Origin of the sequence: Scandinavium sp. (genome assembly GCF_032012665.1) — a bacterium.
Lineage (GTDB): Bacteria > Pseudomonadota > Gammaproteobacteria > Enterobacterales > Enterobacteriaceae > Scandinavium.
In genome coordinates this window covers 1-12870 of sequence record NZ_DALZVG010000036.1, presented here as the reverse complement: position 1 = coordinate 12870, position 12870 = coordinate 1, and the positions used below count along the sequence as shown (strand labels likewise).

13 protein-coding genes and 3 tRNA genes are annotated in these 12870 nt (G+C 54.3%); 3 read left to right on the top strand and 13 right to left on the bottom strand.

Annotated features, from left to right (window positions below; genetic code table 11):
* Positions 1-28: 28 nt before the first annotated feature.
* From RTU33_RS20270 to RTU33_RS20240, 7 genes are all read right to left on the bottom strand, one after another.
* Positions 29-544 (bottom strand): GNAT family N-acetyltransferase, encoded by a 516-nt coding sequence (locus RTU33_RS20270; RefSeq protein ID WP_312629784.1) that lies wholly within the window; start codon positions 542-544, stop codon positions 29-31.
* A gap of 41 nt (positions 545-585) precedes the next feature.
* Complete coding sequence (gene opgB, locus RTU33_RS20265; RefSeq protein ID WP_312629783.1) at positions 586-2877, bottom strand: phosphatidylglycerol--membrane-oligosaccharide glycerophosphotransferase; 2292 nt, start codon at positions 2875-2877, stop codon at positions 586-588.
* A gap of 185 nt (positions 2878-3062) precedes the next feature.
* A complete protein-coding gene (locus RTU33_RS20260; RefSeq protein ID WP_312629781.1) occupies positions 3063-3557 on the bottom strand; it encodes a DUF2501 domain-containing protein in 495 nt (164 codons plus the stop codon).
* A 61-nt stretch (positions 3558-3618) separates the two neighbouring features.
* Complete coding sequence (gene dnaC, locus RTU33_RS20255; RefSeq protein WP_312629779.1) at positions 3619-4356, bottom strand: DNA replication protein DnaC; 738 nt, start codon at positions 4354-4356, stop codon at positions 3619-3621.
* A 2-nt stretch (positions 4357-4358) separates the two neighbouring features.
* Positions 4359-4898: a primosomal protein DnaT gene (gene dnaT / locus RTU33_RS20250; protein ID WP_312629777.1), complete on the bottom strand. Its 540-nt coding sequence runs from the start codon at positions 4896-4898 to the stop codon at positions 4359-4361.
* A gap of 89 nt (positions 4899-4987) precedes the next feature.
* Complete coding sequence (locus RTU33_RS20245; RefSeq protein WP_312629776.1) at positions 4988-5461, bottom strand: threonine/serine exporter; 474 nt, start codon at positions 5459-5461, stop codon at positions 4988-4990.
* Entirely contained in the window at positions 5452-6228 is a 777-nt protein-coding gene (locus RTU33_RS20240; RefSeq protein WP_312629775.1) for a threonine/serine exporter ThrE family protein, read from the bottom strand. Before RTU33_RS20240 ends, RTU33_RS20245 begins: the two co-directional genes overlap by 10 nt.
* Positions 6229-7125: 897 nt before the next feature.
* Between RTU33_RS20240 and bglJ the strand changes: the two genes are divergently transcribed.
* Positions 7126-7773, top strand: coding sequence for a DNA-binding transcriptional activator BglJ (gene bglJ, locus RTU33_RS20235; protein ID WP_312629774.1), 648 nt, complete (start codon positions 7126-7128; stop codon positions 7771-7773).
* On the opposite strand, the gene RTU33_RS20230 is transcribed toward bglJ, so the two are convergent.
* A complete protein-coding gene (locus RTU33_RS20230) occupies positions 7770-8228 on the bottom strand; it encodes a YbaK/EbsC family protein (RefSeq protein ID WP_312629773.1) in 459 nt (152 codons plus the stop codon). The two genes, bglJ and RTU33_RS20230, sit on opposite strands and share 4 nt — an antisense overlap.
* Positions 8229-8569: 341 nt before the next feature.
* Between RTU33_RS20230 and RTU33_RS20225 the strand changes: the two genes are divergently transcribed.
* The gene (locus RTU33_RS20225; RefSeq protein ID WP_312629772.1) at positions 8570-9913 is read left to right on the top strand and encodes a PTS sugar transporter subunit IIC; all 1344 of its coding nucleotides are present in this window, start codon (positions 8570-8572) and stop codon (positions 9911-9913) included.
* Positions 9914-9979: 66 nt separating this feature from the next.
* Here the strand turns inward: RTU33_RS20225 and fhuF are convergent, their stop codons facing one another.
* Entirely contained in the window at positions 9980-10768 is a 789-nt protein-coding gene (fhuF, locus tag RTU33_RS20220) for a siderophore-iron reductase FhuF (protein ID WP_312629771.1), read from the bottom strand.
* Between the two features lie 105 nt (positions 10769-10873).
* The gene (locus tag RTU33_RS20215) at positions 10874-11938 is read right to left on the bottom strand and encodes a GGDEF domain-containing protein (protein ID WP_312629770.1); all 1065 of its coding nucleotides are present in this window, start codon (positions 11936-11938) and stop codon (positions 10874-10876) included.
* 214 nt (positions 11939-12152) lie between these two features.
* Here RTU33_RS20215 and RTU33_RS20210 point away from each other — a divergent pair, with 214 nt between their 5' ends.
* Positions 12153-12434, top strand: a complete 282-nt coding sequence (locus RTU33_RS20210; RefSeq protein ID WP_312629768.1) for a DUF1435 domain-containing protein — start codon at positions 12153-12155, stop codon at positions 12432-12434.
* Positions 12435-12469: 35 nt separating this feature from the next.
* Here the strand turns inward: RTU33_RS20210 and RTU33_RS20205 are convergent.
* The 3 genes from RTU33_RS20205 to RTU33_RS20195 form a co-directional block, all read right to left on the bottom strand.
* Positions 12470-12555 (bottom strand) — tRNA-Leu (locus RTU33_RS20205).
* 30 nt (positions 12556-12585) lie between these two features.
* Positions 12586-12672 (bottom strand) — tRNA-Leu (locus RTU33_RS20200).
* A gap of 28 nt (positions 12673-12700) precedes the next feature.
* Positions 12701-12787 (bottom strand) — tRNA-Leu (locus RTU33_RS20195).
* Between the last annotated feature and the right edge of the window lie 83 nt (positions 12788-12870).

The following is a 12870-nucleotide window of genomic DNA, read 5'->3' as shown; positions in this document are numbered from 1 at the left end:
GCAAACTGAGTGCCGCCCGGCAAAGACGTTATAAAATCTTGCGCATGGCGCAGCGAGTTTCACGTTGCAGACCATGCGCCGCTTCATTTTCCAGCTTCTGCCGTAAACCTGGTGTGAGCTGAGCTTCCTCAATGTTCTCAAATCCCAGGCGAGCATAAAAAGGGGCATTCCACGGCACCGCTTTGAAGGTGGTCAGCGTCAGTGCCGGGTAACCTTCATCACGTGCTCGCTCTGCCAGAAAATGGATGAGCTGGCGGCCAATCCCCTGATTTTGTGCATGCTGAGCGACAGAGAGTTCCACGATATAGAGGGCGTTATCCAGCTGTTCCGCCAGTAAAAAGCCAGCGGGCATCGTACCCTCCAGCGCAATGAAGCTCTTTCCTGTGCTCACGAACTGACGATGTTCTTCCTCACAGATGCCATCACCTTCAGCCAGCCAGGCCAGCTCGGGAAGAACGAGAAAAGCCTGCGCCGCAGCGCGTTCAATCGCAGGCAGCAAAGGCACATCGGCAGTTTGTATGGGGCGAATAATGATCGGTTTCATGCGTTCCGCCAAAGGAAAGGGGAGCCTGTGCTCCCCTGGGATTATCCTTCCGATTTCACCACTTTTATTTCCACCATGCCAATCCCCAGCTGGCGCGGGGAATGGCCGAGGATATTGCCCTCGTTGGTGGTCTGCGGATCCGGCGGGACGATGGTCAGCAGGTTGCTGCCCGTCGGGTTGTCGAAATGCAGCGTGGTGGTGGTGACGTCGTTGCCGAGCGTCAACGTCTGCTCGCTGTTGCCTACGCGAACCGGGATCGGTTTGTTGGCGTTTGGACCAAAGGCTTTTGCGACGATCACCAGATCAAACTTCGGCGGCAGCGGTTCCTTGTACTCAATCTTCACTTCGTTGCCCAGCTGCGCATTCGACCAGCGGCCCCAGCTTTCCGGGCGCGAGATGCCGCTGAACTGTTTGACCTCTTCCGGCGCGCCCGCCACGTTGAAGACGAAGCTGTCCGCTTTGTAGCGGATGTCGTTGTCGACGATTTTCAGCGTATCGACGTTGCCTTTGTAGCGCTCCATGTCGATGACCGTGTCTTTGAACGCGGCCTTGCCTTTCCACTGGGCTTTATCAACGTGCTGCACGGTTTGCTCGCCGCCAAGCTGGCCCTGAGATACGCACCAGTCGGTAGAGAGCGCAAACGCCGGTGCCCACAGCTGGCCCATCTTGTAGCAGCGGTCAATCCACATAAAGTTGTCGCGCGGGGCGAAGTCCGCCAGCTGGTAGCGCAGCGGGGCGGAATATTCGCTTTCCGGCAGCGGCTCGACGCGGTTGTCGGACACCCGCAGCAGCAGCGGCAGGCGGAAGTGTGAGCCGGAAAATGCGATCATCCCTTTCTGCTGGTCGATGGTGTAATCCTTGATCGATTTCGGGAAGTTCCACAGGCGAATGATGTCCGGCTTCCAGGCCAGCACCTTCTCTTTCATGTTGAGGAACACTTCCGCCAGCGACTGGCCGGAAAGGCTGCTGCGGCCCAGGCCAATGAAGTTATCGCCGCCGAGAATATCGAGCACCGTCGCGCCGTTATCCATGGTGCTGCGCTTCACGCCCATCACTTCCTGCTGTGGCTTGTCGCCGCGTATGACGAAGAACAGATCGTTGCGATCCTGCTTGTTGAGGTAATCCCAGGCGGTATTTTTCATCGCCAGGTGATCGGAAGAGACGACGATGACCGTGTTTTTAAAGTACGGCGAGGCTTTTATCTTTTCGATTAGCGCCGCAATGTGCTCCTGGCTACAGGTGACCGCGCTGAAGGATTGATTGGTTTTGCCGTTAATCTCATATTTCTTGCGATTGCAGGAGCGGGAGATAAATCCGTCCGGATGATGGGTGTCGACGGTCAGGGTGAACAGCGAGAAGCGCTGGCCGGATTTCGACAGGTCTTCGTATTTTTTCCACACTTCGTCGAGGACGGTGTCGTCATAGAAGCCCCAGTCGTTGCGGTAGTTCGGGTCGGCAACGGTGGCTTTCAGCTCCTCCGCGCCATAGAGATGATCGAATCCGTGGGATTGCAGGAACACGTCTTTGCCGGCGAAACGCAGGTTTGCGCCCTGCACGAAGTAGTTCTGGTAGCCGGAGTTTTTCAGGATGTCGCCAAGGCAGATGTTCTGCGGGAAGAAGCTCGATACCGACGCGGAAGCGTTGCCTTCAAACGGCGCGAACAGCGGGATACCGCACTGCGAGGCGACCATTCCCGCGATAGTGTAATCGGTGCCCGGCAGCTGCATGGTGTGGCTGAAATCGATGCTGTCATCTTTCAGCTTGCCGAGTTCCGGGGTCAGGTTCGGGAAGGCATCGTTGTCAAAATAGGTGCGCTCGAGGCTTTCACCGTAGATGTAAACCAGGTTCAGCTTAGGGTTCGGAATGGTTTTCGACGGCTCTTTGTAATACGCGGCAAAATCCGGATCGCCGTCGCGAGACTGAGATTTCACCAGCTCAGTTATCTGACGGAATGCCGGGCTCGCATCGACGGAGGCCAGCGCAAGCCCCAGCGCCAGCACGCTGTAGCCGAAGTGATGAGGATGATGGCGGCGGCGGCGCAGCACCCAGCCGAGTCCGCCGAAAACCAGCACCAGTGCCAGCACCAGCCCTATGCCGGGCAGAATATACTTGCTGATACCTGCGCCGGTCAGGCTGTTGGTGAGCGTATAAAGCACGGCGTCGTTGATGCCGTCGCCGGTAAAATAGTCGCTGGCGTAGAGGGTCAGGTTCAGGACCACAAACAGGCCAAGCACCGTCAGGGTGGAGGCAAACCACCAGGTGTTTCGGCCCGCTTTCCATGCGTAGATAACGACGGAAGCGAAAAACAGAGCAATTGAAACAAGCTCAGACACAGCACATCCTCAGTCAGCCTGGTCATTTGCTGACCAGATACTTAAATTTTGACCGTACACTGTAATTGCAGTGCAATAATGCTGCAATTGTAGCGTCATTAAAATGTGCTGTGTTTCAGATTTGTATCAGAAGTGGACGATTTTTAACCCGCGCACTGCCAGGGTACGCGGGTGTTTGTCGCCGATCAGGAGAGGAAATTAACGCCTTGCTTCAGCACCAGATCGCAAGCCTTGGTTTTGACTTGTTTTCCTAATGGGGTATCACCCAGAGCGCTCAGGTTGAGCTGCTGGCCATTCTGGGCGTTGAGCAGGCCCTGGATGCCGTCCATGTAGTTGGTATCGGCTTTCTGTTCCGGCGCGGTGTTCAGGCCGAGCTTATCGAGTACCTGATTTTTTACGTTATCGGCGTTGGTCACGGAGGTCAGCTTCTGCTTGGCGCAGTAGCTGAGAATGCCCGCGGCGTTGTTCATGTTGTCGGCGCTCAGTCCTTTGCTGCCGCCGTTAAGCAGGCTGGTCAGCGATGACATCGACATTCCGCCCTGAGAGGAACCTGAGCCTGAACCGCTCAGTTCGCTGGCGGCGCTGGAGAGCGTATCACTCAGGGAAAGCGCAAAGGTGCTGGTGGAGAGCAGGGCGCTGGTCAGCGCGGCGGAACACAGAAGACGTTTAGCAATTTTCATAAGATTGACCTGGTTAAACGGAAACCCGGCCAGTATAGCGCTGACCGGGCTGGGATAAATCTTAATACTCTTTGCCTGTGACGCGGCTGCGGTAGCTGTCCCAGTTGAAGATGACCCACAAGCTGTTGCCAAGGCGCATTCTGTCCATTACGCGTTCTCCCAGCAGCTTGTTCATGTCGTCCATATTGCTGTTGGTGAGCATGCCGGTAGGGCGTTTGGAAGATGAACGGCGGTCAACGATCTGATTGATGATCACTTTTTCGTAGCGGGATTCGGTCTGTACGCCGATCTCGTCGATCACCAGCAGATCGACGTTGCTGAGATCGTTCAGCAGCTGTTCTTCCGTGGTTTCCCGGTTGGTGAAGGTATCTTTCATCGCGGACATGATGTCGGCGACGGTGATGATCAACACGGATTTGCCGCGCAGCAGCAGTTCATTACAGATAGCGGCGGCCAGATGGTTTTTACCGGTGCCGGGCTTGCCGGAAAAAATAAAGCTCGCGATGTTGCCGTCAAACTCTTCGACGTACTGGCGCGCTTTTGACAGCGCGTTCATCTGACCGTCGCACTCCACGCGGTAGTTGTCGAAGGAGCAGTTCTGATGCAGCGGGCGAATGCCCGAACGGTTAAAGGTGCGCTGCATCTTCATCGCCCGGTTTTCACGCTCAAGCGCCGCAGAGCGCAGCTGTCCTTGCTCTTTTTGCCACGCCAGCAGTTCTTCGCCGGTTTTGAATGCCGGTTCGATGTGTTTCGGCATCATCTTTTGCAGGCGCTGCATTAAATCGCCAACGTTCTTCATCGTTAACCTCGAAAGCCCGGGGGAATTTGGTTGTCTGGCTCGGAGAGCGTGTTGAGATCGCGCTTCGGCTGTCCGCCGTTGCTGGCCCGGCCAATTTGCAGGCTGCGCGCCAGCTTTTGCTGCCACTGCACGTGATGGAATACTTTACCTTCTGCCTGCCAGTATGCGGTGAAAGACGCCAGCTCTTCCGGCGTAGCGGGCTGGGTAAGCGCGATGCCCCATAGCGCGGCCATGCGCTGGAAGTCGGCATCCGGCTGCCAGTCTGCATACATCGCAAATTTACCCATCGGCACCGCTACCGGCGCGGTAACCGGCTCATCAAAGAGCTGACCGTCAAGCATGACGTCGCTGCCGGGACGAGAAAGGCGGGCTTCCAGCTCCAGCAGCTGTTCCAGGCGCGTGGGCGCAATGGCGTAAAACGCAGGCGCATTATTAGCAAACACCGCGACGGCACCGCTTTCGGCATTCTTTAATACACCATCAGGATCGTGCAAAAAGGCATCAATCCCAATGACGCTGGAGGTCAGAATTCTGGAGGACATAGCTATTACTCAAACAGGACAACGACGGGCACACTATGGGCTGATAGTAGCACAGACCCGTGTCTGCGAGGAGAGTTCAAGGTGCTTGCTCACACGCGAGGGCGTTTCCGGTACAGCCAGAGCCCCGGAATGGAGAGTCCCACCGAAAGCGCGCCGACAATCGACGTGGCCTTAAGGAAGTTCTCCAGCAGCATCACCATCAGCTCGGTGCTGTAGCCAAAGTGGCTGATTTTCACGGCGGAGATCATCGCGGTGTAGGCTGAGATACCGGGGAACATGGGGATTACCGCAGCGACGGTAAAAATTTTTGGGTGCGCCAGATACCAGCGTGACCACTGAATGCCAATACTGCCAACCAGCATTGAGGCGATAAACGTTGCCCATTCGATGTTCATGCCCGCCTGCATAAGGAGCATTCTGGAGCCATGGCCAATCGCACCCAGCAGTGCGCACCAGGCCAGCGCGCGGTGCGGTACGTTAAAGACCATCGCAAACCCCACGGCGGGAATGGCGGACAGCAGCATGTCCTGTAGCAGCGCCAGTACAAATTCGATTATGCCCATCCTCGTAGCCCCCACAGCGTCATTGCCATCACCACGCCGATGCAGGTGGCGAGGGTCAGCAGGCTGGCGATAGCCCAGCGGGCAAGCCCGGTGTTGATATGGCCTTTAAACATGTCGGCGACGGCGTTGATCAGCGGGAAACCCGGCACCAGCAGCAGAACGCTGGCGGCCATCGCCACCGTGGAGGTTTGCTGGAAAAGCGGCAGGCGCAGCATCAGCCCGGAGACGGTCGTTGCCACAAAAGCGGTGATGCAGAAGTTGATTTGCGGGTGCATCGATCGGTGGGTCAGCACCTGACGAATGTACATGGCGATCGTGCTGGCGCAGAAGGTGATAAATGCACCGTCCCAGCCGCCGTTGTTGAGCTTGCAGAAGCAGGCACAGGAGAGGCCAACCAGGATGACCACCAGCCAGCGCGGGTAGCGCAACGGCTTAATTTGCGAGAAACGTTTTTCAATGTCCCTTGCATCCAGCAGTTTGTGCTCCACCATAATGACGATGTGCTGAACCTCCGTGACGACGTGCATGTTAATACCACGATCGTTGTTCTTGCGGGTCGACGTCAGACACTCTCCGTCGAGCAGCGTGGTCAGTACGATGGCGTTGGAAGAGATGGCGCTTTCCACGCTGTCCATGCCCAGCGCCAGCCCAAGGCGCGTGGAAAGTTCTTCCACCAGCGCGCTTTCTGCTCCGTGTTGCAACAGCAGCAGCGCGCACTGAATGCATAACCGGGTGACTTTTCTTTGCTCGGTGCGATCGGCTTCCATAACGGCGGGTCTTGTTCACTCAATGTCAGGCCTGATCTCCGGTTTTACCTGAAGCCCGCGCGGGCTATGGCCCGGCCAGATCAAATAATCTGCAATCCTCAGGTGCGCGTTGAGCGTTTTTTGAACTGCACCACACTTTTGCAAGCGTGTTGAAAGGTGCATGTTTTGCACGATTTATGCCCTTCTTTGGGGGCCACTCCCGCGAACATCTTTCCGTATCTGAATAGGTTCGTGAGGTTGGTATTTCTGTGACGCAATAAAATTATTTATGCCGGGAATTTCACAATTGCAATGCATTGAACGTGTTACATCATTGGTTAATGTTTGAGGCAACGTGTAATTGCGATACGGCAGCATGCCGATAACATAACGGACTGATTAGTCAGGGTTTAGTGACGTAACCTGTTTTTCTCGTTTTTTTCGTCGCTATGTCGGAACCTCACCTGGAATATTCAGGAAAAGAATGAATAAAGGAAATACATAATAATTAAATGTATTTACGGATGCTTGTTAGTGTTTGGCGGAATAGCGTGTTATTGAAACAGTCATGTTTATTATGCTAGTCTGATCGTACTGATTTTTATTCAGCACAACTTTGCCTGTTCGGGTGATATATAACACATGTATTGGGTAAGCGTTCTGAGTAATAATTGAGGGCAGAGATTTCCTGAAATATTTAATAATTCACAAAAGCATATCCATAATATTTATTAAATAAGGCGCGATGCGCTCAGCATAGTAAAAATTACAGGGAATAAAGAACCTGTTGCTGAACTTATTACTGCGATTCGTCAACAGGGCGAACGGGGTTACTTCATCAGCGCCTCTCTTTGCGGATTTGCCGCGGCTCAGGAGATGAAGCACTGAGCCGATGACGTCGTGGAGAGAGGCTGAAGAATGGAACAATATGCCAAAAGCAGGCGTGTTGCGGTGATTGACAGCTGTGGCATGACGACGCTGGGTTTACAGCATCTCTTTTCCGCTTTAGAGGGGGGGATTTATAAGCTTCGATTTTTCAGCAGCGGACAGGTGTGGTTTTCACAATGCGGACATCAATCGTATGACATCGTTATCTATTCCGTTGCGGGAGGACGCTATTCGCGCCAGCAAAGTGGCTACTTTCTTTCCCGACTGGCCGCTGCGCTACCTGAGACCAAAAGGGTTTTGCTGGCTGAGAACGAGAGGCAAGCCAGCTTTATTCAGCCCCTGCTGCCCGTTGCGCTGCATGCTGTGCTCTGCCAGTCCTCATCTATGGAGCAGCTTGGCGCCCAGATTCATTCGGTAATGAAGCAAGAGCACCGGCAGACCCTGGTTCAAGGCACCAATGCTCATGGATTGAGTCCCACGGAGCGCAGGATCCTGCATTATATGGGCAGGGGATATTCCACACCTGAAATTGCCGCTCAGATGGGGCGCAATATCAAAACCATTCGCGCGCACAAGTTTAACGTCATGAGCAAGCTGGGCGTAAAAAGTGACGCCTGGCTCATATGTGCGGCAGACGTTCTGGACTATCTGCCGCTGCCGTTGACGAACGGCGCCTAAAGGCAGACGTCAATCCAGGTGGCATCAGTCAGTTCGGCCAGGCGTTCAGGGGAAATACGTACTGCACTGTGCGTAGCGCCCGCCGCCGGGAGAACCTCATCGAAGGTCTTTAAAGAGATATCGCAGTAAACCGTCAGCGGGTTTTCAAGACCGAAAGGGCAGACGCCACCCACCGGATGACCGGTCCAGGTGACCACTTCGTCACTGCTCAGCATGCGGGCTTTTGCGCCAAAGGCCGATTTCAGCTTTTTATTGTCGAGACGAGCATCGCCTTTTGCGACCACAAGAATCACTTCATCTTTCACTTTGAGTGAGAGCGTTTTGGCTATCTGGCCCGGCGCAACGTTGTGCGCTGCGGCGGCGAGCGCCACGGTCGCAGTACTCTGATTTAGTTCTATAATCTCAATATCCGGCGCGCGATCAGCGAAAAATTGCCGTACGGTTTGCAGACTCATCGTTCTCTCCTGACGTAGACAAAATCAATCTGTCACAGGCGAATTCCGCTGTAAATAAGAGTAAGCGTAATCCCTTCATTTCATGGATTTCACGATCCCCCTCACATTCACTGCAACCGGTTACAGTAACCGGTTGCAGGATCGGTTGAAGCCGATTCATACTGGATGCGTAACTTCCTCTGTATCGCTAAAAAAATAAGAGCCGTGTATGAAATGTAACGTTATCTGCTGTCAATCGGGCCAACACCCCGGCGTGGTAGTGAACTCACAGTTCAGGATTGCACATCACGGCACACTAACCGTCGCTGTGCTTACGTCTATAGCCCGTCAGGAGAGCTGCTATGTCTGCTAACCATGCTGCGTTTAATCTGATATTCCGCTTTGTAGAAAACTACGTCAGTCCTGTCGCCGGGCGAATTTCGTCCCAGCGCCACGTCATGGCAATTCGTGATGGCTTTATCTCTGCGATGCCATTCATGATTGTCGGCTCCTTCCTGCTGGTGTTTGCTTACCCGCCTTTCTCGCCGGATACCACCTGGGGCTTTGCCCGCGCGTGGCTGGACATGGCTAAGCAATTTGAAGGCCGTATCCTGACGCCGTTCGATATGACGATGGGCATTATGTCCATCTACATCTGCGCCGCCATTGCCTATAACCTCGGCAAGCATTATGAAAAGAGCGCTCAGCTTGATCCGTTCATGGCCTCTATGCTGTCTATCATGGCGTTCCTGCTGGTTGCGGCACCGAAGACGGACGGCACGCTGCCCGTTCATAGCCTCGGTGGTACCGGGATCTTCACCGCTATCCTGGTGGCCGTCTACTGCGTGGAGATGATGCGATTCCTTAAGGTTCGCAATATCGGTATTCGCCTGCCGGATCAGGTGCCGCCGATGATCAAGAACTCCTTCGACCTGCTGATTCCGGTGCTGGTCGTGGTGCTGACGCTGTATCCGCTGAGCCTGTTTATTCAGAGCCAGTTCGATATGCTGATCCCACAGGCGATCATGTCCATCTTTAAACCGCTGGTGTCCGCGGCGGATTCCCTGCCGGCCATTCTGCTGGCCGTGCTGATTGGCCACCTGCTGTGGTTTGCGGGGATCCATGGCGCTGCTATCGTCTCCGGTATGCTGCAAATGTTCTGGCTGACAAACCTGGGCCTGAACCAGACCGCGCTGGCACAGGGCGCACCGCTGCCGCATATTTTTATGGAAGCGTTCTGGACCTTCTTCATCGTGATCGGCGGCTCTGGTGCCACCATGGGACTGGTGTTCTGCTACCTGCGCAGTAAGTCCGCGCACCTGCGTTCCATCGGTCGTTTGGGTGTGGTGCCAAGCATCTTTAACATCAACGAACCGGTTATTTTCGGTACGCCGATTGTGATGAACCCGGTCTTCTTTATCCCGTTCCTGCTGGCCCCGATGGTGAACGCCACGCTTGCCTGGGCGGCAATGAAGCTTGATCTGATTGGGCGCGTCATCTCCGTAGTGCCGTGGACTGCGCCTGCGCCAGTTGGTGCGGCCTGGGCCCTCGGCTGGGATTTCCGTGCGGTCATCCTGGTGGTGGTGCTGGCCTGTGTCTCCGCCATCATTTACTTCCCGTTCTTCAAAGTCTACGAGAAGCAGCTGCTGGCACAGGAAGCGGAAGAAGCACAGCGCTCGTCTGAAGAGACTGAACAAGCGGCGTAATCTGTCCTGAAATAACAAAGCCCCGGTAGCGTAACGTTACCGGGGCTTTTTGCTGTTAGCAGAAGGTTATTTTAGCGTGCAGTCACCGCACTGCTGAACGTCGGGAAGGCGATAGCGCTGGCAGCAGGTGCGTCGTACCAGAAGGCCATCCCGCAGGACCACGGTGCGCCACAGCGGGTTATCGCATCCGTCTGAAAACTGTTTAGCAAAGAACAGATGCTGACGCAGCGCGTTAACCTGCTCATCGCCCAGAAGCGTTTTCATCTCGCCAAGATACCAGTTGATGAGATAGCCGGTGTTGCTCCAGATGAGCTTGCCGTTAATCTCCCCGGTGGCTTCCAGCGCATCGATGACGGGCATGATCGTCTGCGTGACGAGGCTTTCCATTCTGTGCAGCGAAGAGCGCTGCGTCAGGGCATGATCCTGATGGACGTCGACCCAGAAGCTGGCGGCGCGTCCGGTTTCATGGAACTCCACGTGAAAATGTTCCGCAGACAGGCTGAGTGCGCGCTTTTCGGTGAGCAGCGCCAGCATCAGCGGCGGAACCTGTAAACCGATATACCACTGCGCCCAAAGGGATAGCAGCGGCTTATTTTCACGCTTCTGGCTGGGTTGATTACGGTAGATATGATCGGCATAGCACGCCATCAGGGAAGTCAGTTCGCTGCCGCGAGACCACTCTGCCAGCGTCATAGCGTGATGCGGATGAGGCTCATCAAGATGGATAAAATCGAGCAGATGCGGGCGATGCTCCGCAATGCTGTCCCGCACGGACTGGGCCAGAACGGGCTCATGGCTGAAGAGCGGGGCTCGCCAGATAAGATCGCCGGTAATCGGTGCGGAACGTAAGGCCATGTGTGTGAACGGGATACAAATCTAAATGATAATGATTGCTAATCCTAGCTGTAGCTACAGGGAATCGCAACACATTTCATGCTAGCTGCCGCTCAAAGCTTGCTATTACGCATTCTGTAGCGTAGCGCTCGACAGAATGTTGTTGCGGCCAAGATGCTTGGCTTCATACAGCGCTTTGTCGGCTTTGGTCAGCGCGTCTTCAATGTCTTCTCCCACCAGTGGAGCGATCCCGATGCTCACCGTCACGTTGGTGGCTACGCTGTGGTTAAACATATGAGGGATTTTCAGGTCGTACACTCGCTGACGAATGCGCTCTGCAGTTTGCATTGCGCATTCGGGCGTTGTCGAGGTCAGCAGTACCATAAATTCTTCACCGCCATAGCGGGTCACAACGTCTCTCGAACGCACGGCATTTCGAATGGCCGCGGAGACCTGAATCAGCGCCTGATCCCCCATCATATGGCCATAATGATCGTTGTAGGCTTTGAAGTAGTCGATATCGAGCAGCAGCACGTAATGATCGCTGGCATCCAGCGTCATCAACGTTTCCAGTCGATTTTGCAGGCCGCGGCGGTTGTAGAGGCCAGTCAGCGGGTCGAGCATACTCAGATCGTTCAGGGTCTGGCGCTCTTCCAGCAGCTTGTACATCAACCCATGGGCAAAATTGTCGTTACGCTTTTGAATCACGCTCTGAATGGCGATACCGATAACGGGCAGGGCGAAGCAATAAATCATCCGCAGCCACTGATCGCCGTCGCCAAGCACCAGACAAGTGATAAGCACCGGCAATGAATGCAGCGTAAAAGCAATGATATTATTAGAAAAAGCAATGGCGCCGATAAACAGCACGCTTAATAACGCAATCACCAGATAGTTAAATTGGGGTTGAGGCATTAACGGGGATTTGACTGCAATGTGCCATGCCCATAAACAGCCAAAAAGAATGGAGATGGCAGGAATATTGATTTTTCTTTCCGCCCATGCCCAATGACCCAGCAGCAATCCGGTGCTGGTCAGCATGATCAGCATCAGCGGCAGGGTTATCGCCGCCACGTGATAGACCGGACTCAGCATGGAAAATAGTGAAGATGTTAAATTAAGAAATAAAAACAGGCGTAGTGAAAACTGATATTTTTTAATGCGCAGTGAACGCCAGGATTTTGATGTCATGTGAGGAAATCTTTATTTATTATACGGTCAGAGAGATGCCGGCGATCAGGAATGACAATTCTCACGCGGGAACGAGGCGCATGAAAATATCAGGATCGCTAATCTATTCGGATTTTTCTCGCAATTTATCACCTTCCGACAGTACTGTCATCAGCATGCAAGTAAAGAGTGCGACGGTTTCCGGCAGGAATTTGCAAATGATAAGAATTATCATATGATATTGGTTATCATTATCGGATTGAGAGCTGACACCATGTTGCAACGGGCGTTGGGCAGTGGATGGGGGGTGCTGATTCCTGGCGTAGTTTTGGCCGGGTTGGCTTTTGCGGGCCTGTCTGCCGATATCTGGCGGGGCCTGATTGCCATGGGCCTGCTGCTTTCCTGCATCATGATCTGGCATCGACAGCTGCGGCATTTCATTTTGCTGCCATCGGCGTTTGCGCTTATCGGCGGCATGATGCTGGTGTTGATGAATTTAAAGCTGATGGGACAGTAAGAAAACAGGGAGAGAAGAAAGAGGGATAAGAATGCTGGTGCGAGGGGGGGGACTCGAACCCCCACATCCTAAGGACACTAACACCTGAAGCTAGCGCGTCTACCAATTCCGCCACCTTCGCACAGAAATCTTATCGTGATATTGCCCTCTTTGGTGCGAGGGGGGGGACTCGAACCCCCACATCCGTAAGGACACTAACACCTGAAGCTAGCGCGTCTACCAATTCCGCCACCTTCGCCCAGTGTGAGCAATATCTTCGTAGTATATGGTGCGAGGGGGGGGACTCGAACCCCCACATCCGTAAGGACACTAACACCTGAAGCTAGCGCGTCTACCAATTCCGCCACCTTCGCCCAGTGTGAGCAATATCTTCGTAGTATATGGTGCGAGGGGGGGGACTCGAACCCCCACATCCGTAAGGACACTAACACCTGAA

Coding starts and splice junctions, on each gene's coding strand:
- RTU33_RS20245 (WP_312629776.1), bottom strand. CDS start 5,461: ATGGGCATAATCGAATTTGTACTGGCGCTGCTACAGGACATGCTGCTG.
- RTU33_RS20240 (WP_312629775.1), bottom strand. CDS start 6,228: ATGGAAGCCGATCGCACCGAGCAAAGAAAAGTCACCCGGTTATGCATT.
- bglJ (WP_312629774.1), top strand. CDS start 7,126: ATGGAACAATATGCCAAAAGCAGGCGTGTTGCGGTGATTGACAGCTGT.
- RTU33_RS20270 (WP_312629784.1), bottom strand. CDS start 544: ATGAAACCGATCATTATTCGCCCCATACAAACTGCCGATGTGCCTTTG.
- RTU33_RS20225 (WP_312629772.1), top strand. CDS start 8,570: ATGTCTGCTAACCATGCTGCGTTTAATCTGATATTCCGCTTTGTAGAA.
- dnaC (WP_312629779.1), bottom strand. CDS start 4,356: ATGAAGAACGTTGGCGATTTAATGCAGCGCCTGCAAAAGATGATGCCG.
- dnaT (WP_312629777.1), bottom strand. CDS start 4,898: ATGTCCTCCAGAATTCTGACCTCCAGCGTCATTGGGATTGATGCCTTT.
- RTU33_RS20210 (WP_312629768.1), top strand. CDS start 12,153: ATGATATTGGTTATCATTATCGGATTGAGAGCTGACACCATGTTGCAA.
- RTU33_RS20230 (WP_312629773.1), bottom strand. CDS start 8,228: ATGAGTCTGCAAACCGTACGGCAATTTTTCGCTGATCGCGCGCCGGAT.
- RTU33_RS20260 (WP_312629781.1), bottom strand. CDS start 3,557: ATGAAAATTGCTAAACGTCTTCTGTGTTCCGCCGCGCTGACCAGCGCC.
- RTU33_RS20215 (WP_312629770.1), bottom strand. CDS start 11,938: ATGACATCAAAATCCTGGCGTTCACTGCGCATTAAAAAATATCAGTTT.
- fhuF (WP_312629771.1), bottom strand. CDS start 10,768: ATGGCCTTACGTTCCGCACCGATTACCGGCGATCTTATCTGGCGAGCC.